Source organism: Chitinophaga ginsengisegetis, assembly GCF_900168065.1.
Classification (GTDB): domain Bacteria; phylum Bacteroidota; class Bacteroidia; order Chitinophagales; family Chitinophagaceae; genus Chitinophaga; species Chitinophaga ginsengisegetis.
This window is the reverse complement of record NZ_FUZZ01000005.1, coordinates 499,702-517,085: the sequence shown is the minus strand read 5'-3', so window position 1 is coordinate 517,085 and position 17,384 is coordinate 499,702. Positions and strand designations below refer to the sequence as shown.

General features: G+C 45.6%; 17 protein-coding genes. 3 read left to right on the top strand and 14 right to left on the bottom strand.

Features of this window, described 5'->3' with window-relative positions; translation table 11 throughout:
• The 3 genes from B5Z18_RS28275 to B5Z18_RS28265 are packed head-to-tail and all read right to left on the bottom strand — an operon-like array spanning nt 1 to nt 1,648.
• Complete coding sequence (locus B5Z18_RS28275) at nt 1–633, bottom strand: ankyrin repeat domain-containing protein (RefSeq protein ID WP_079472908.1); 633 nt, start codon at nt 631–633, stop codon at nt 1–3.
• An 18-nt stretch (nt 634–651) separates the two neighbouring features.
• Nucleotides 652–1,407: a DUF2314 domain-containing protein gene (locus B5Z18_RS28270; protein WP_079472907.1), complete on the bottom strand. Its 756-nt coding sequence runs from the start codon at nt 1,405–1,407 to the stop codon at nt 652–654.
• A gap of 49 nt (nt 1,408–1,456) precedes the next feature.
• Complete coding sequence (locus B5Z18_RS28265) at nt 1,457–1,648, bottom strand: hypothetical protein (RefSeq protein ID WP_079472906.1); 192 nt, start codon at nt 1,646–1,648, stop codon at nt 1,457–1,459.
• A 280-nt stretch (nt 1,649–1,928) separates the two neighbouring features.
• Here B5Z18_RS28265 and B5Z18_RS28260 point away from each other — a divergent pair, with 280 nt between their 5' ends.
• From B5Z18_RS28260 to B5Z18_RS28250, 3 genes are all read left to right on the top strand, one after another.
• Entirely contained in the window at nt 1,929–2,951 is a 1,023-nt protein-coding gene (locus tag B5Z18_RS28260) for an SDR family NAD(P)-dependent oxidoreductase (RefSeq protein WP_079472905.1), read from the top strand.
• Nucleotides 2,952–3,022: 71 nt separating this feature from the next.
• Nucleotides 3,023–3,832 (top strand): AraC family transcriptional regulator, encoded by an 810-nt coding sequence (locus B5Z18_RS28255; protein ID WP_079472904.1) that lies wholly within the window; start codon nt 3,023–3,025, stop codon nt 3,830–3,832.
• Nucleotides 3,833–3,950: 118 nt separating this feature from the next.
• Complete coding sequence (locus B5Z18_RS28250; RefSeq protein WP_200817378.1) at nt 3,951–4,280, top strand: hypothetical protein; 330 nt, start codon at nt 3,951–3,953, stop codon at nt 4,278–4,280.
• Between the two features lie 6 nt (nt 4,281–4,286).
• On the opposite strand, the gene B5Z18_RS28245 is transcribed toward B5Z18_RS28250, so the two are convergent.
• The 11 genes from B5Z18_RS28245 to B5Z18_RS28195 all read right to left on the bottom strand — a co-directional run bounded on the left by B5Z18_RS28245 (nt 4,287) and on the right by B5Z18_RS28195 (nt 17,383).
• Nucleotides 4,287–4,676 (bottom strand): DUF1801 domain-containing protein, encoded by a 390-nt coding sequence (locus tag B5Z18_RS28245; RefSeq protein ID WP_079472903.1) that lies wholly within the window; start codon nt 4,674–4,676, stop codon nt 4,287–4,289.
• Between the two features lie 55 nt (nt 4,677–4,731).
• Complete coding sequence (locus tag B5Z18_RS28240) at nt 4,732–5,082, bottom strand: VOC family protein (RefSeq protein WP_079472902.1); 351 nt, start codon at nt 5,080–5,082, stop codon at nt 4,732–4,734.
• Nucleotides 5,083–5,210: 128 nt separating this feature from the next.
• Nucleotides 5,211–6,152: a S1 family peptidase gene (locus B5Z18_RS28235; protein ID WP_079472901.1), complete on the bottom strand. Its 942-nt coding sequence runs from the start codon at nt 6,150–6,152 to the stop codon at nt 5,211–5,213.
• A complete protein-coding gene (locus B5Z18_RS28230) occupies nt 6,149–7,486 on the bottom strand; it encodes a MutS-related protein (protein ID WP_079472900.1) in 1,338 nt (445 codons plus the stop codon). Before B5Z18_RS28230 ends, B5Z18_RS28235 begins: the two co-directional genes overlap by 4 nt.
• 95 nt (nt 7,487–7,581) lie before the next feature.
• Nucleotides 7,582–8,913 (bottom strand): MutS-related protein, encoded by a 1,332-nt coding sequence (locus tag B5Z18_RS28225; protein WP_079472899.1) that lies wholly within the window; start codon nt 8,911–8,913, stop codon nt 7,582–7,584.
• 26 nt (nt 8,914–8,939) lie between these two features.
• Nucleotides 8,940–11,288, bottom strand: a complete 2,349-nt coding sequence (locus B5Z18_RS28220; protein ID WP_079472898.1) for a Gldg family protein — start codon at nt 11,286–11,288, stop codon at nt 8,940–8,942.
• A 12-nt stretch (nt 11,289–11,300) separates the two neighbouring features.
• The gene (locus B5Z18_RS28215) at nt 11,301–13,643 is read right to left on the bottom strand and encodes an ABC transporter permease subunit (RefSeq protein WP_159454458.1); all 2,343 of its coding nucleotides are present in this window, start codon (nt 13,641–13,643) and stop codon (nt 11,301–11,303) included.
• Between the two features lie 10 nt (nt 13,644–13,653).
• Complete coding sequence (locus B5Z18_RS28210) at nt 13,654–14,583, bottom strand: ABC transporter ATP-binding protein (protein WP_079472896.1); 930 nt, start codon at nt 14,581–14,583, stop codon at nt 13,654–13,656.
• 65 nt (nt 14,584–14,648) lie between these two features.
• Entirely contained in the window at nt 14,649–15,116 is a 468-nt protein-coding gene (locus B5Z18_RS28205; RefSeq protein ID WP_079472895.1) for a DUF2059 domain-containing protein, read from the bottom strand.
• Between the two features lie 106 nt (nt 15,117–15,222).
• Complete coding sequence (locus B5Z18_RS28200; protein WP_079472894.1) at nt 15,223–15,954, bottom strand: RNA polymerase sigma factor; 732 nt, start codon at nt 15,952–15,954, stop codon at nt 15,223–15,225.
• Between the two features lie 10 nt (nt 15,955–15,964).
• Nucleotides 15,965–17,383: a RagB/SusD family nutrient uptake outer membrane protein gene (locus B5Z18_RS28195; RefSeq protein WP_079472893.1), complete on the bottom strand. Its 1,419-nt coding sequence runs from the start codon at nt 17,381–17,383 to the stop codon at nt 15,965–15,967.
• Between the last annotated feature and the right edge of the window lies 1 nt (nt 17,384).

Genomic DNA, 17,384 nt, shown 5'->3' with positions numbered 1-17,384 from the left:
CTATTTTAACAGGTCGATTAACTCCGTATCTGTTTCATCAAGAAACTCCAATGGAGTGGTACCGTCTATATTTGGAACCGTTTTATCGGCGCCAGCGGCCAGCAGCAGCCGCACGCACTCAACCTGGTGACGCCTGTTTTCTGCGCCGCCGTATTTGAGCCCATGAACGGCCCATAAAAGCGGGGTACCTTTAAAGGCAACACATCGTTTATGAATGTCTGCTTTTTCCCGGATCAGTCTTTCCACCAGCTTGTCACTTCCCACCCAGGCAGCCCAATGCAAAGCGGTTCCACCATGACAGCCTGCATGATCAATAGCGGCGCCGTTTTCTATATACAAAATGCCTGTCTCCTCCGCATGCAAACTGGCAGCTGCAGTCAGCGGCGTATCCTGTCCATCAGTTAATTCATAGCCGTTAACATTTGCCCCATGCGCTAAAAATATCCGGGCCATTTCCACCGCTTCTTTATCAGTATAGGTATGGGCAAATACGCCATCACAGATCCGGTGCAGCGGATGTGCCTTAGTAGTGTTCTTTTCATCAAAAGGAATCCCTTCATTGGCCAGTGAAGGGTTTTCAGTAAGCGCCCTTTTGATTCCCTCATAATCTTTGTTGGTGATCAGTTCTTTCATGATAGTTTAAAAATAAAGTTACTGAAGCAATGGCACCAGGTGTTCCCAACCTACCTGCTTTGCAAAATCCAATGCTGTTTTTCCATTACCGGTTTTAATAGCTTTATCCGCACCCAGCTGCAACAAAATTTCAACGGAACTCCTGTTGCCTGATATTGTTTCCCTGTGTAAAAGCGTATACCCGGCTTCGTTCTGATTAGTTATTTCATCCGGATGTTCTTGTAGAAATTTTATCAGGCTATCCTTCATATTAATACTCATAGGGTGATCAATAAGATGCTCCGGGTATTCCTTTTGTCCATAAACGAGCTGAATATTATGGTAGTCCCCAAAATTCAATCCCCAGGCCTCATCATGTTCCTTACGTTCCGCCTCCCCCATAGTGGACCTCAACTGCTGTATGGTAAATCCTCCATAGGTGTCTCCCTGGCTGCTAAATAACCAGTCACTGACCTGGCTTAGTGGTACTTCAACAAAGTCGCCATTCTTAATATTTGTCAGCTCTGTTGGATCATTTATGAGCACACCACTAATCATATCTCCATCAAATTCCACTTCATTAATCCACATATGCTCTACCGCAGGAGTTGTTTGATGTGCAACATTTTGCATGAAGGCTATTTTTACGCAAGCCAGATCCAATGCAGGAACAATTCTGCGATACTCCCAGGAAAGCTCTCTCCAGAAATACCTGAACGTTTCCTGGGCTTTATGAAAGGCTTTAATCATTTCCGGGTTATCTGATTCGGAATAAAAAATGGGTTTCTCGGTCATATTTAAAATATTAATGGATTCAATACTTAAAAAATCGTTTCTCCGATAGTTATTGGACGGCCTGCGTCTTCATACCAACAGTATCCATCAGCTGAACGGAGTCTACTGGTGACTGAATAACTGTATCTTTCTGATATCCTTCAGGATTGGGTACCAGTTCGCGGCTTTCATCATAGCTTTCCGTACTATTGTAGCAGCTGCAGAAACCGGTTAACGTTAGGGCTATCAACAATATTTTCATACTGCAATATAGGAAAAGATTGATTTGAACTAATTTCGCAAAAAGTTATATTACTGCCAATGGAATCCTTTCTTATCAATACGCTGCAACAATAGAAACCCATTCGTTTGGATGGCCATCAGCTTCCTGTTTTTTACGCCTCCTGTTATCACCGGGATCTGGGCAATTGTGTACTTATACTGATATTCGGGAAATGACGTTTTAAACAAAGTACTTTGACGCTTTAAACAAAACGGTTTCGTCACGCGGTCACTAGCTTTGTCTCATAAAATTTAAAACTATGAATTTAAAAGACAATTATAGTGGCGCTCTTCAGCAACCCCTCCACTCCGGATTCAACGCTACCTCAACGGTGCATGATGTTATAAAAGGTATTGATCTTACCGGTAAAACAGCCATAGTTACCGGCGGCTATGCAGGTATAGGGCTTGAAACTGTGAAAACGTTTGTTGCCGCCGGGGCAAAAGTAACCGTGCCGGCCCGCGATATCCATAAAGCAGCCAATAATTTAAAAGGGATAAATAATGTAACCATCGAAACAATGGATCTTATGGACCCGGCATCTATCGATGCTTTTGCAGAAAAATTCCTCACCACAAATGATACCCTCGATATACTGGTTAATAACGCCGGCATTATGTGGGTACCTTTACAGCGCGATAAACGGGGCTATGAATCACAACTTTCCACCAATCACTTAGGTCATTTTCAGTTAACGGCAAAACTCTGGCCTGCTTTGAAAAAGGCCCGTGGCGCGCGTGTGGTAAATGTATCTTCTTACGGTCACCAGATGGCGCCATTCGATTTCGAGGACCCCAATTTTACAAACCGGGTGTATGAAACATTGCAGGGCTATGGACAATCCAAAACTGCCAATAATCTTTTTGCAGTAGAACTGGACCATCGCGGCAAGGCTTTTGGTGTACGCGCTTTTTCCGTGCATCCCGGATCGGTAAATGGAACCGACCTGGGTCGCGTTGCCCCAATGGCTTTGTTTCAGCAAATGGGCACACATGACGAAGCCGGGAATATACGACCGGAAGTGGCCGCCAAACTCAAAAGTATTGAACAGGGCGCTGCTACACAGGTATGGTGCGCCACCACCCCTCAATTAAATGATTTGGGCGGCGTATATTGCGAGGATGCCGACGTAGCCGTACTGGATGAAGGAAATATTGCACACAACTATAATGAACCATCGTCGCTGAGAGGCGTACAACCTTACTCGGTTGATGCTGAAAATGCCAGGAAGCTGTGGGCGCTAACGGAAAAACTAACGGGTGTTGCGTTCCCTGTCAACTGATTAAAATCTTCTATCACAAGCCGAATTCATATATTCGGCTTATTTTCTTCCATAAATCTATCGTTCGAAAAATGGAATTTGAAACGAAATATATTACGCCGGATATTAAGCTGTCGGAGTTTAAAGGCAAGGGGTTCAAAACAGAAGTGATCTTTGAGCACCATATCCTGGTTTGGTTTATCTCAGGCGAAACAAAAATTATACAGGCCGATGCGACCTATACTTTCCATTCCGGTGATATTTTTCTCATTCCGCGTAACCAGCTGACCACTGTTATCAATTACCCGAAAGACGGCGCGCCACACAAAGCGGTAGCCATGCATTTAACCAAAGAACGGCTGAAGGACTTTTATGCCAGGCATAAGGCAGTGGGCAGAATAGTATCTCAGCCAAAAGTATATCGTTTCTCCAAACACCCGCTGCTGGAAAGTTGCCTTGCTTCACTGATCCCCTATTTTGATCTTGGTGAAAACCTACCGCCGGATATCGCCGCTATTAAAATTGAGGAAGCTATCAGTATACTGAGGTCCATTGACAAAAGCGTGGATGGCTTGCTGGCCGACTTTGAAGAGCCGGGCAAAATAAATCTCTCTGACTTTATGGAGCGGCACTTTATGTTTAACATGACGATGGACCGCTTTGGCTACCTTACCGGCCGCAGTCTGGCTACTTTCAGAAGGGATTTTAAAAAGACATATCATACCACACCGCAAAAATGGCTCACAGAAAAAAGGCTGCAACTGGCGCATTATGAGATGTCGGAGAAGAAGCGGAAACCTATTGATGTTTATTTTGAAGTGGGCTTTGAAAACCTCTCCCATTTTTCAAGTGCGTTTAAAAATTACTTCGGGTATCCGCCCAACTCTTTATTCAATAAATAGAACACTTCATTGACCTGCTGTTTTTCAGATTGTCCGTTTCCGGACACGCAGCGCCCGCGCATGAACAATTACAGAAAACAGTTATACATAAGTGATATATGCTGCATACTGCCCGGATATGGCAACCTTCTTGTGGAAGCGCTTGTATAACATCAATACCATGAGCCACATTGTCATTCCAATTCCACCACTCCCGGGTAAGCAGGAGATAGAAGTTGAAGTAACCATTAACAACCAGAAGCAACAACTGCATTACCGGGTGGAGTTGTTTTACTGGGACGATTGCTCCAACCCGATGGGGCACCGGGCAGATTGTATCAGTGAAATGTTGTCGCACCACGATCCGGAGTGGACCGTATATTATATCGGCGCGCCTACAGACAAGTTTGTGCCGATCACCTTTGTGAGTAAGGAAAGCAGGAAGTTATTGCAGCGGGTGAATGTGTAAAGGAAGCTAAAGCAATCGTTCCAATACGCCTTTGCGTTTAACGATGTTTTTATAATCCCACTGGATCTTTGCGGCTTTCTCAAGCCAGCGTTTCAGCAAATCTGTGTTTACCTGTTTCACATCTGTGTAGCGGGCCTCAGCAGCCTTGAAGGAACCTTCCGGTTGCAGCCCTTCTTCATCAAACGACTGGCCGCTCCAAAACAACAGGCGTATGCTGTCTTTTAATTTGCTGTAGCCAACAACCGGGTTTCCGTTCAGGAACCACACCGGGTGCCGGTGCCAGATTTTATTTTCTGCTTCAGCCAGGTGTTTGTCAATTTCCCGGGCCAGCTTTTCGCATATAGCCTTATCTGCAGCTGACATTGAATCGTTGTAGGCTTGTATTTCCTTGTTCATATTGTAGGTTTTGCAAACTAAAAAACAATAGGATCAAACTAAAAATACAAATAAATTATTCAACAAAATGCCAGCATACACCGGCTATATCAATAATATTCACTTCTTTGCCATAAGGCTGCTGTGTTACTTCCCCGATCCGTATTCCAAACCGTTCCGGCAGTTTTTTTTCAATCATCTCACTTCTGAATTCACTTGCATTTTCAACCCCTACAGTGATCATAAAATTCTGCGCAAAATCGGGAACATCATAGTGCTGTAAAATAAACCGGCAACCATCTTTTTCAAAACCGGCATAACCGGGTGCTTCAAAACTGATGTTAAACCCTAACGCTGAAAATAGCTGCTTTGATCTTTCAAAATCACTTCCCGAAGGAACAAATGGTTGCAGGGAAAGAAATTTCATATGTTGCTTTTTATAGTGCTATCCGTTGTTACAGAAAATTACCCTAAAAGCGCTTTCAGGTAACTATCTTCCATTCTCACATCTAAATATAAGATTATCTGGAAATTACCAGCTTCTCTTTGGAAGATTTAATTGCCCAGCAACTCCTGTAATGCACTCACAGGCAGAGTATCCTTTATCACCATTTGCTGATGCCCCGTAACATTGCCGGCATCATCTTTCACAACGGCTCCCAGCGGCAGTGTGGAGGAAACTATCCCGATAAGATTACCCCGTTTATCCAGTACCGGTCCTCCGCTTGAACCCACGCCATAGTCTGCTGTAATCTCCATCCGGATGGGTGGTTTACCCAGGGGATTATAACCCGCCGCAGCCTGCCGGGCACCGATGGTCACATTTCTTGCTACAATACCCTTACTGAAGTAGTAGAAATAACCGGTAGGATGGGAAATGCAATAAACGGCAGTTCCCACTTCTGCAGGCTTCCCAACTGGTATTGGTTGGAGCGGTGTACCATTGGTGTTCACCTTAAAAATAGCCAGGTCATTATTTTGAGAATAGGCAAGTATCTTTTCTATGAAATAAACCTGTTTATCATGGGCAATAATAAAGTAGACACTGTCTTTCGCAGCTTCCGGGTTATCATTTACAATTATGCTTTTCAACACGTGATAGTTGGTTACGCATATTCCATCCGGGTTCAGCGCAAAAGCGGTACCTGTTAAACCGAATGATAGTGCGTCTGTACTGTCTTTTGCCTTCTGCAGTTTTCCTACAATGAATACGCTGTTTTTTCTCCTGGCATAAATCTCTTCATCGGCCAGTACTTTGGTGGTGGCGGAAAGAAGTTTGATTTTATTACCGGCCGGAGGTGTTTCGTCTGTGAGCAGGGCCGCGCTGTCCTTCAAATCCTGCATCATAGCGCGTTTGCCGGGAAACCCAAATTTTATGTCGCTGAAGTAATGCTGGTAATCGGTATATATATCGGAAGCAGCGGAAGTTTGCGCCACGGCAGGTAGCAGTCCGCCCAGTATAATGATACCTGTTAGTAAGAACGTACTTTTTTTCATGATGATTTGTCCGGAGTTTTGTTGTACAGTAGTTCAAGGATGCCTTCGTTGCGGATGATCATCATCCCCTGCCGGTCTTCCGTAATACCTTCCTGCAGTTGGTAAGTATAACGGGGATACGCTCCATCCATTACCGTGGGCATATACACGAAGTGAACATTGTGGCGGGACTTCAGCGCTTCGCCTACTTCAATAATATGCGTGGAAACAATGAACAGGCATTCCTGGTAATCGGAAAAACCCTCTGTTACAGCGAGCGTACCGTCGTAAGCATCTTTTACATTCGTGCCTTTGAACAGCTCGTCAAACATGAGCAGTAATCTTTTCCCGCTTGCTGCCGCTTCTGCGGCCTGTTTCACTCTCACTACCTCGGCGTAAAAATGACTGTAGCCAAGACCTATATTGTCTGCCACATTGATGGAAGTATACAATCCTTCCCTGACGGAAAATTCCATTTTCGCAGCCGCCACCGGGAATCCCATATGCGCCAGGTAGCATCCGATACCCACCGATTTCATCAGCGTGGATTTGCCCGCCATGTTGGCTCCTGTGAGGAATAGTACATTACTGTCTGCATGCATAAAAATCCGGTTGCCCACGGCTCCGTCGATACATGGATGGGCAAGCCCTGAAGCCGACAGCACATTTGTTTCCGGCGGCAGCGCCCGGGCATAGCTGAATGATTTTTCCGCCGCCACCGCACTTACTGAAATGTATACATCTGTTTCGTAAATAAATTGTAAGATGTCTTCCATTTGCCGGTACAACCTTCCCTTTAATAAATGGTCGTAACTGGCTAAGGTTTTTATTGGCAATGCCTGGTAGATGTCGATATTGCGAAGGAGCGCTATCCGCTTATCAGATAAGATGTTCTTAATTGCCTGTATGCGGGGGTAATAGGGGTTTCCCTCCGCAGGCATGGCTGTTACAAAAGCATAGCACTTGTTGAGGGTGATAATAGTAGCCTGTAATCCCTGTACATTTTTTTTATACTGCTCGTCCCTTGTGAGCGTAGAAAGCCATTTTTTAATAAGCGTGCCGGCCAATACCAGCGCAGCATTTTTATTCGCGCCCATGTCGAGGTACTCCCGCATCAGGCTTACCTGCTGCACATCGAAGGGGAAAGAGAGCTTTGCCTGCTGGAAATATTGAAAGATGCTGCTACGCTCATTGATCGTGGCTTCATTATCTAAAGGAAAGCGGAACATGTTATCAAGCAATTGCTCTCCGCCGCGTGTTTTTACCCGGTTAAATAAATGATACACTGATCCCTGACGGTACTTGCCCAGCAGATTCAGTTCATCAAGGGTTTGTTTGTCAATTCCAAAACTCATACGACTATTATTTTTTACCAGTACTACGAAGCGCTTCTATGGTAGTTGCCAGTTGTTTCTCCTGCTTACCATTACGCAGATGGGGTGAAAGCATTTCATACTGGTTTCACCTGGCGGGATGCTGATTCCTGCGCTCTTTTTTTCTTTCCTTTCTCCAGTATGTTCAGGATATCTTCATTACGAATAATCACCATGCCGTGCCGGTCGTCTGTAATGCCTTTTTCCAATGTGTAGGTATATTCCGGCACATGGTTGTTCATTCGTGTGGGCAGGTAGAGAAAGTCGATATTGCTTTTTTTCTTTAGCTCCTCTCCTGCTTCCACTATATGCGAGGAAATAATGAACATGCTGTTTTGTTTTGTTGCAAAGCCATTTGTAACAGCAACGGTGGCTTCATGAGCATCTTTTACGTTGGTACCGCGGAACAGCTCATCGAACAAAATAAAAAATGACTGGCCGGTGCTTAACTCGGTCGCCATTTTTTTAACCCTCAGCACTTCCGCATAAAAATGGCTGGCGCCAATACCCAGGTTGTCGGGCAGATTCACCGTGGTATAAATACCATCCATCACAGAGAACGTCATGCCCTTTGCAGCCACCGGAAACCCCATATGGGCCAGGTACAGGGCGGTACTCAGTGAACGAAGAAAGGTGGATTTACCGGCCATATTGGCCCCGGTCAGAAAAATAACATTCTGTGCGGCGTTCATCGTAATATCATTGCCTACCGGGTTCTTTAACGCGGGATGGTATACACTTTCAAGTTTAAGTTCACACAGTCCTTTATCTAATGCTTTTGGGAAGATAAAATTCCTTTCTGTAGCTGTTCCGGCAACGGACATATATACATCCAGGTAGTAGATATGACCTAACAGTTTTTCTACTTTAGCCCGGTCGCTTACCCTGAACAAGGCGTCATACGCCGTTACCGCACCATAGGATAATTTTCCTTTGGGCTGTTCTTTGAGTACAGGTTCAAAAACAGGATCGGCCAGCAGCCGGGTAATCGCTTCACACTCGGCTGCGTAAGCAGCTATGTTTTTCACATCGTGCTGCTCCACGAATTTTTTTGTAAGACGAATAAGTTCTATTACCGCTCCCACGCCGTTTTGTATCTCTTTTTCACCGAGTAAGGTTGGATCGTTCTTGCTTTTTGAATTCTTTTCACCGCTGATAAGATACTTTTCCGCCATGTCAAACAGCGAGGCATTGTAAGGAAAGGACATGCCCAGTCGTGCAAAATCTTCGATGATACTGCTGCGCCTGTTGATGGCGTCCTTATCGGACAAGGGGCTGCGGAACATCTCTTCCAGTAAGGCTTCGCCTCCCCTGGTATGTGAGCGGTTGTAGATATCATAAATCCCGCTGCCGCTTTTTTTTCCAAATATCCCCAGGTCTTCTATGGTTTGTTCGTCGGTTCGTAACATCTTATTTGTATTTAGTAAGCGAATCGTTATTTCCGTTTTCTGCGAATCAATAGTATGATGCCTATTAACAGTATCACACCCGGCAGCACCCATATGTAGATGATTTTCTGCAAACCGGCCACTTCTGCATTAACCTGCAGACGGGTATCCTCCGGTTGCGGACGCGGTGTATAAACAGGGAACTGGTTATAGTTTAACCAGCTATGAAGCGCATTGCCGAAAAAGCTCTCCGCCAACCGGCGGTTACTCAAAAAATCAGCATCGCCACACACAATGATCCGTTGTTCTTTCCCGCGAACGGACCTTGTTAATTGCACAACGGTGGGAAAGGAAGCCTGTTTGATATCTCCCGCCAGCGGATTAAACGGAGGAAGCGTGGAATCCGTCACCAGGTTGCCCGCTTTCAGCCATACGCGATCCGGACTGGTCATAGCCAATGGCGCCACCGTAAAGGCACTATCCCTGGTGTAGGAAATTCCCGCAACGCCCGGCATGAGTATTTTTATTGAATCGCCCGTCAAGTGCGCCTGTAGTCTCTCCCGTAATACCAGCATCGCGGGTTCTTCAGCAAGACCGGCACTCGTTGCTGTCAGATAGGGTTTTACCTTATCCGGGGTTTCATTATAAGTTGGCTGTACCAGCTGTCCATTCATCAGCTGCACGCCGATTTGCTGAAGCAGTGGGTTGAGTACATATTGTTTGCCGGGTTCACCGGTGATCAGCATATTACCACCTGCATCGATATATTTTTTAAGCTTTTCATACACAGCCGGGCTCAGGTCCATTTTAGGGTCGGCCAGTACAAGCGCCGTAATCCCGGCCGGAATGTTCTGCGTGGTAAGGTTGATGGTATCCACATCAAAGCCCACATTTATCAAAGCACGGCGGGCTGGTTTTGAAGTGGTATGATAAGCATATTCCCGCTCCCCCATTTTATAAATATTGCGTTCGAGTTCACCGCTCACAAATAATAACTTTGGTATATCTCCATACAATAAGTGTTTGAGGGCTGCATTCATGTTCTGCTCGTCGGCCCATACAAAATCATCCTCAAAAGTGCGGAGGTATTCGGTGCGTCCCTTGTATTTTAATTGCATGATCAGGCGATAGCCCTCCGGTTTGAGGTCGATCAGCTTGCGCATTTCTTCCGGCGTTTTAAACATCGACAGATCCAGGTCCATCGCATCCGCATATTCCGCTGCAATCTGTTTCAGGTTTTTACCCGGAAGCATTTTATACAATGCACTGTCTGTTCCTTTCGCATCCGTATCGTAATAATATTCATACTTAAATGAGATGTTTGGTTTAAAACGTAAATAGGCTTCCCAGAAATTGCCCAGATAACTTACGTTCCGCACCTCGGGAAGTCCGTGGGCTACCAGGCGGTCTACCAGGTTGGTATACAGCGTAACTTCCAGCGTGGTATCACCCATTTCTTTCAGCAGCTGTTGTGTGCGGGGATGTATGGTATTCATTTTGGTGGCGGAGGTGTCCCAGTAACCGGTGATTGCAGGGCGGGAAGTGATGTAGCCGGTCATAAGGGTTACCGCAAAAACGCCTGCAAACCGGCCCGCTTTTATGTACCAGGGCTTAACTTCCCGTGCATTCCGCAGTTTTATCAGCGTAAAGCCAACGAACATCCACGAAACCACTATAAAATAGATAACATCTTTCGTAGTAATCAGCCCCTGCAACATTTTTCCGGTGCGGTTCTGAAGAGACAGGAAATAGGTAAGGTCCCTTACAAAATCATATTTCTGCCACAGGCCACCAATCCGGCTGAGAATAAAGATCACGGTAAAACTGGCGAGCGCTGATACGATCTGGTAAGTGGAAAGACTGGACATAAACAATCCAATAGCCGAATAAGCACATACAATCAGATAAAATCCCAGGGCGGCAGAAAACAACACGCCGTAATCAGCATTTTTAATATTGAAAAAGCCGGTGATCATAAAAATTCCGATGATCGCTATCAGCAGCAGGCTGTAAAGCATGATGCCCAGATACTTTCCCAGCACAATCTGCCTCAACTGAACCGGCGAGGAATACAATAACTTAATAGTTCCATTATTGATTTCCCGGCTGATCAACCCCATCGTGAGCAAAGGAATAAAGAGATACAGATTTCCTATTGCACGGAGAAATATGCCACCCGCCAGGAAAACCTTCAGGGTTAATGAACCCGCCGCCATCGATATTGTTGGCCTGGGATTGTTTTTCAGCACCATGTCCTGGTAAAGTGCCAGGTCATAAACAGGGCTCGTATAAACGAGCGCGCATTGCACCAAAAACACGATGATCAGAAACCATGCAATGGGTGAGTAAAACAGGTACCGGAATTCATTCTTTGCAATTCTAAATAATAACTTCATTGGTGCGCTTATTTATTTCCTTTTTCTCCTGATCAGCAATACGGTGCTCAGGAATAATAATATACCAGGCAATACCCACAGGTATGCTATTCTCTGTACCGTTGCCCTGGCCGGGCTAAGACTAAGCATATTGTCGCTGGCATACGGATAGTTTGAGTAAATCGGCATCCGGCCATCATTCAGCCAGCAGTAGAATGTCCTGCTCACCCAACTGGAGTATGATTTTTGGTCGCTGAGGAAGTCGGCATCTCCACACACAATCATCCGTTGTTCCCTGTTATTGATCTGCCGCGTTAGCTGAATACAGGTAGGGAAAGAGTTTATCTGAATGTCGCCTTCCTGCGGACTGAATACCGGGGCCACCGAGTCCGTCACAAATTTTCCGGCTTTTGACCATACGGCTCCGGGAACCGTTGCAAACAACGGCTTTGCGGCAAAACCACTGTCTCCGGAATTAACAATTCCCATAGCGGAAGGCATCTCTAATTTCAGCGAATCATCATACACCCCGTTGGTCCATAAACGATTCATCGGCAAGGCAGGGTTTTCCTTCGCCATACTGAGCCCTGTCGCCGTCATATAAGGCATCACCATATCCGGCGCGTTATTATAGCCGGGTTGCGCCAGCTTGCCGTTCACGTACTGAAAGCCTGTCTTTTGAAGCAGGGGGTTCAGAATATGCTGTTTACCAGGTTCGCCCATTATCAGCATATTGCCTCCCTTATCTATATAACTTTTAAGTTTGTTCAATACTGGGGCGCCTAAATCCATTTTAGGATCGGCCAGCACTACGGTGGTCACATCAGGCGCAATGTCCTGTGTAGCCAGGTTAACGGTGTCCACATCAAAACCGATATTCACCAATGCACCGGAATTATCTTTGCTTATTGTCTGTTGGAAAAACTCCCGTTCTCCGTTTTTATAAATGCTACGTTCCAGTTCTCCGCTGATGAAGGCTATTTTCGGCATTTTAGTACCCAGCAGCCGTTCCAGTGTGGCATCCATGTTCGGGGACCGGGGCCAGTCGCCATTGCCGTATGTCCGCAGGAAAACAGCGCGTCCTTTATATTTCAATTGCATCACAAGGCGGTAGCCTTCCGGTTTAAGATCAATGAGCCTGCGCATTTCTGCCGGGGGTTTAAAGTTGGATACATCCACCTTTAACACTTTTGCTACCTCAACGGCTATTTGTTCCAGGCTCTTTCCCGGAAACTCTTTAAAAATAGTGCCGCCCACACCGGTGCTGTCAGCGTCGTAATAATATTCATACTTAAAGTGGATGTTCCAGTTAAAACGAAGGTAATTTTCCCAGCAGCGTTCCAGGTAAACATTGCGCCATTCCGGAAGGCCGGCCTGTGCGCCTGCGCCAAGTAAGTTGGTGTAAAGCGTTACCTCCAGCGGGCCGTCGTCGAATGATTTAATAATTTTTTGTGAGTGCGGAAGGAGTGTGTTCGTTTTCCCGGCGGTGGTGTCCCAATACCCGGTAAAGCGGGAACGCGAACTAATGTAACCAATCAACAGGCCGGACAAAACCACAGCCACGTACCTGCCGGCTTTTACAAACCAGGGTTTGGATTCCCGTTCGCCCTGCAATTTTAATAATGTAAAACTGACAAACAGGTAGATGATAATGATGTAGTAGATCACATCTTTGGTAGTAATCAGACCGGTCACCATTTTTTCGGTGCGTCCCGCAATAGAAAGAAACCAGGTAAAGTCTCTTACAAAATCATACTGCTGCCATAAGCGCCCGATATTCATCAATGCAAAAAACACCGTAAAACTGGCAATCGCGGACACAATGGGATAAGCCGTTAAACTGGACATGTAAAAGCCTATGGCCGTAAAAGTGCACAACAACAGGTAAAACCCCAGCAGTGTTGATAAGAGGGGGCCATAGTCCAGCGATTTGATATCAAAAAACCCGGAGATAATAAAAATGCTGAGGATAAGCACCAGCAGCAGGTTATAGATCATAAGGGCAAGATATTTCCCCAGGATAATCCGGCTTAGTTTAACCGGTGAAGAGTACAGCAGTTTAATGGTACCACTGTTGATTTCCCGGCTAATGATGCCCATCGTAAGAAGGGGTACAAACAAATAGATACTTTGCAATACATTAATCAGGATACCGTCGTTGTCCAGGAAAATACTCGAAGTTACAGAGTCCGTGGCACGGTAAACCCAGTTAGGATCATTGGAATACGCCAGGTGGGCGAGTTTCGCCCAGGAATAGGTGGTGCCTGTATAAAAATACGCGCACATCACCAGGAAAACAATCAGTAGAAACCAGGCTATTGGTGAATAGAACAGGTTACGAAGCTCATTCTTTGCTATTTGAAATATCGTCTTCATTAGTTGCGCTTTATTGTGGAGACTGGGAGGATAGTTGTTTGAAAACATCATCGAGCAGCCCCTTATCAAGTGCTATCTCTTTTAATTTCCATCCCTGTTCCACGCTCGCTGTGATCAGTCGCTCCGAAATATCTTCATGACTGCCATCGAAATAAACCCTCGCTTGTTTGTTCGTCAGAAATTCCACCTGGGTAACGCCCTGTATTCTTAACAAGTCACTTTTCGGTGGCGGGTTTTCCATGCGTAAAAGCATAATTTTTGACTGCACGTAATTATTGAATGCGTCCATACTATCTGAAAACACCATCCGGCCCGCCTCTATCATGATAATCTCTTTGCAGAGCAAATTGATTTCGGACAGGATATGCGAGGATAAAAGCACGGAATGGTCAATGGCTATTTCCCTGATGAGTTTTCTCGCTTCAATCAGCTGGTTGGGATCAAGTCCGTTGGTGGGTTCATCCATCACCACAAGTTTTGGCTTATGAATAATAGCCTGCGCAATGCCTACCCGCTGACGGTAACCACCTGACAGGTTTTTGATAAGCCGGGAGCTGAAGTGCGTGATACCACAACGCTCCTTCGCTTCTTCCACGGCCGGTTTGATCTTACCTGTATCCATCAGCCTGAGTTGCGCGCAGTAGGTCAGGTATTCGTCGATCGTAAGATCTGTATACAACGGAGGATTCTGTGGCAGAAATCCTATTTCTTTCTTCGCTGCTTCCGGATATTTTCTGAGATCAATACCATTGATATACACGCTTCCTTCCGTTTGATTCAACACACCGCAAATAATATTCATGGTGGTGGATTTGCCCGCGCCATTTGAGCCCAGCAATCCTACAATACCTGATTGTTCCACCTCAATATTGATGTCGCGTATGGCCCAGGTGCTGTTATACCGGTGAGAAAGATTCTCCGTTCTTAAAATGGAAGTCATAAAATATTCGTTTGACAATTTGCTTGTTAAATACTCCGCGCAACGGCGGCGGCTTATACGGTAAACTAACGGCTCTGAGAACCGCCGGCAGCAGGAGCATTCAGTTTATTCAATTCTTCTGCGTGTGCCTGCAGATTGGCACTCATCATTTGCGCGGATTCCATCTGTAACTGGGCGGCAGTGGTCAGCTGTTTCTTTCCGGCCGATGTTTTGTAAAATGCTGTCAGCACCTCTATTTCTTCCGTGGTATAATATTTTGCATACAACTTCAGCAAGTCATTTTTGCAGGCAGGATACGATGCATACCTGATAAAAAAAGCACGTACATCTTCCTTCTTGCCAGCCAGCTGCGCTGAACCCGCAGCAGTTTGATCTGCCGCTACAATAGCTGATTGCATATAGGCTTGTTCCAGGTTCATCGCAGCAAACAACTGCTCTATTTTCTGATATTGTTTTGTGCTATCCTGTTGTGCTTTTGCAGCAAATGTTCCGCAAATCATCATAGCGGCCAGTAAGAGTGTTCTTGTTTTCATGTTTTTTATTTAATTGTTGAATAATTTCTTTGTCAACAGACATAGCAAGTTCCTTTTCATGAAATGCTCCATGAATTCATTCACCCGTCCGGATTAATGACCTGCCTTATTTCAGCTTCAGTTTCATTAATTCAGACGCACCTGATTTTAAAGGGAATATTGGTTTGCCGTTTGCCTGTTGCTGTATAGTATATAAACTATCAGACGCTGCTTTTGTACTAGTGCGATTAAAAAATATATTGTTAAAAACAAAAAATAAAAAGAAGAGGGTAACACCGCCGATGTGTTCTTTTATAAACTGAACGGCTCTGCTCAGATGGTTTTTAACCGTATGTGGAGAGATCTTTAAATGATGCGCAATTTCATCCCTGGTGAGCCCGTCCACTTTGCTCAGATGGTATACGGCCTGTTGTTGTTCAGGCAAGCGGGTGTATATTTTATTAAAAACAATCCTGTTTTCTTTTTGTACCAAACGTTCTTCCACTTCAGTGGCAAATTCCTGTTGTGATGTGCGCAAAGAAGCATACACCCTGGTTTTGAAGGATTCTCGTTTCAAATGCCCCATAGCTAAGTTAGTGGCTACTCTGTACAACCAGCCACCCAGGTTATCAGGCGTTATTGTCACACGCTTTTCCCACAACCTCAGAAAAGTTTCCTGTACAATATCTTCCGCTGTTTGCCGGTTCCTGGTGATATAAGTAACAATGGTGAGCAGCTTGGCAGAATGATGCTGTACGATTGCACTAAATCCTGCCTCGTCTTCAAAACACATACGACCTGTTCCCGTTTCTTTGATGGAAAATAACTGATTCTCTATCGACTGGTTCATCGTTATCATGACGCTTATTTTACCGTGGGTTCTGTATAATAGCGGGGTTATTAGCAATAATGAGAGGAGAAAAAGGCATCAGGTAACGCGGTGAATTGGCGGCTAATGTGGCCTTCAACGTAGTACCGTTATCGGCGAACCTTTGCAGGGTTTGTGCAAAGCGGCTATCCCTGTTCAGCCGTTTCAGGTCAAAAAGCCGTAGTCCACCATAACAGAAGAGTTCTCTTCTTCTTTCCTGTAATACCGTGGTCAGTACATCTGTGGTGCTGCCCAGCGGATCATAGGTGATCAGGCGGTTTTTTCTGAGCTCATTGACTAACGCCAGTGCCCCTGCTGCATCTTCCTGCCTGGCGAGGCATTCGGCTTTTATCAGCATTACCTCCGGCACGCCGAGGCTATAATTAAATGCCACTGCACTAAAGTTGCCGCCGTTGATATAAAGACCGCCATCTGCGAAATTGCCGAGTAACCTTATATCATTGCTATCCAGTACGGCACGAAGTGTAGGGCTAATATGAAAAGCAGTATGCCGGATATTGTAGAAATCATAATCCACACATAGCCTGGCAAGTAATATTTCAGGATTCTTCGACAGATCCAGCAAACTGGAAGGCGCTACATAATCCCGGTTGTATTTCAGCAGCTGGCTGTTAATCGTTAATGCTGATTGCGCGGCGTTGAGTGCGTCGGGGTATTTAGCCATATTCAGATAAATTCTTGCCAGTAATGCATACCCTGCTGCTTTACCGGGATGCACCACATTCTGCCCCATACCGGGTAAACCGGGTGTAGCTACTGCAGCTGTCAGATCCGCGATGATCTGGTCGTATACCTGTTGTACAGTGGCCCTTACCGGCTGGTCACTGGCATCAGGAAGCAATACCAAAGGAACAGCCAGATCAGTGGCGGCTGTTGCCGCCTGGTAATCTGATCCATACAAACTGGCTAATTGCAGATAATACCATGCGCGGTTAATTTGCGCCTGCGCGCGGATCACACTTTTCTGTTCTTCACTCCCCGTTGCCCGGCCGATCCGCTCCAATACAATATTCATTTGCAGAATACGGGTATATGAAGCGTTGTACATAAAGTCGGACTCACCTGGTTTCCAGATGGTTTGTTCCCATAAATAAGACCGGGTATAGGATGAAACGGCGTCGGCAGACAGGTGTACATCTTCCAGCCGCACATCATCACTCATAAAGTCCGCCAACAGATAATTGCATAGCGCCAGGGAATCACTGTTCAGCATCTCTTCAAAATCCCTGATGGTGGTAGGATTGATGCTGGTGGTGTTGGGACGCACATCAAAGAATTTTTTGCAACCAGGCAACAGGAACAGGAGTACGCAAAGCGCAGCCATCATCACTCCTCTTACATCCATGCTTCGCAGCAGGAAATCTGACAGGTTACTATGCCGGAGAAATTTTCTTTTCATA

Excerpts from the sequence above, each read along its gene's own strand:
- B5Z18_RS28265 (WP_079472906.1), bottom strand. The coding sequence starts at position 1,648 with ATGAAAATATTGTTGATAGCCCTAACGTTAACCGGTTTCTGCAGCTGC.
- B5Z18_RS28215 (WP_159454458.1), bottom strand. The coding sequence starts at position 13,643 with ATGAAGACGATATTTCAAATAGCAAAGAATGAGCTTCGTAACCTGTTC.
- B5Z18_RS28255 (WP_079472904.1), top strand. The coding sequence starts at position 3,023 with ATGGAATTTGAAACGAAATATATTACGCCGGATATTAAGCTGTCGGAG.
- B5Z18_RS28200 (WP_079472894.1), bottom strand. The coding sequence starts at position 15,954 with ATGATAACGATGAACCAGTCGATAGAGAATCAGTTATTTTCCATCAAA.
- B5Z18_RS28195 (WP_079472893.1), bottom strand. The coding sequence starts at position 17,383 with ATGAAAAGAAAATTTCTCCGGCATAGTAACCTGTCAGATTTCCTGCTG.
- B5Z18_RS28245 (WP_079472903.1), bottom strand. The coding sequence starts at position 4,676 with ATGAACAAGGAAATACAAGCCTACAACGATTCAATGTCAGCTGCAGAT.
- B5Z18_RS28230 (WP_079472900.1), bottom strand. The coding sequence starts at position 7,486 with ATGAGTTTTGGAATTGACAAACAAACCCTTGATGAACTGAATCTGCTG.
- B5Z18_RS28250 (WP_200817378.1), top strand. The coding sequence starts at position 3,951 with ATGGCAACCTTCTTGTGGAAGCGCTTGTATAACATCAATACCATGAGC.
- B5Z18_RS28240 (WP_079472902.1), bottom strand. The coding sequence starts at position 5,082 with ATGAAATTTCTTTCCCTGCAACCATTTGTTCCTTCGGGAAGTGATTTT.
- B5Z18_RS28205 (WP_079472895.1), bottom strand. The coding sequence starts at position 15,116 with ATGAAAACAAGAACACTCTTACTGGCCGCTATGATGATTTGCGGAACA.
- B5Z18_RS28275 (WP_079472908.1), bottom strand. The coding sequence starts at position 633 with ATGAAAGAACTGATCACCAACAAAGATTATGAGGGAATCAAAAGGGCG.
- B5Z18_RS28220 (WP_079472898.1), bottom strand. The coding sequence starts at position 11,288 with ATGAAGTTATTATTTAGAATTGCAAAGAATGAATTCCGGTACCTGTTT.
- B5Z18_RS28270 (WP_079472907.1), bottom strand. The coding sequence starts at position 1,407 with ATGACCGAGAAACCCATTTTTTATTCCGAATCAGATAACCCGGAAATG.
- B5Z18_RS28260 (WP_079472905.1), top strand. The coding sequence starts at position 1,929 with ATGAATTTAAAAGACAATTATAGTGGCGCTCTTCAGCAACCCCTCCAC.
- B5Z18_RS28235 (WP_079472901.1), bottom strand. The coding sequence starts at position 6,152 with ATGAAAAAAAGTACGTTCTTACTAACAGGTATCATTATACTGGGCGGA.
- B5Z18_RS28210 (WP_079472896.1), bottom strand. The coding sequence starts at position 14,583 with ATGACTTCCATTTTAAGAACGGAGAATCTTTCTCACCGGTATAACAGC.
- B5Z18_RS28225 (WP_079472899.1), bottom strand. The coding sequence starts at position 8,913 with ATGTTACGAACCGACGAACAAACCATAGAAGACCTGGGGATATTTGGA.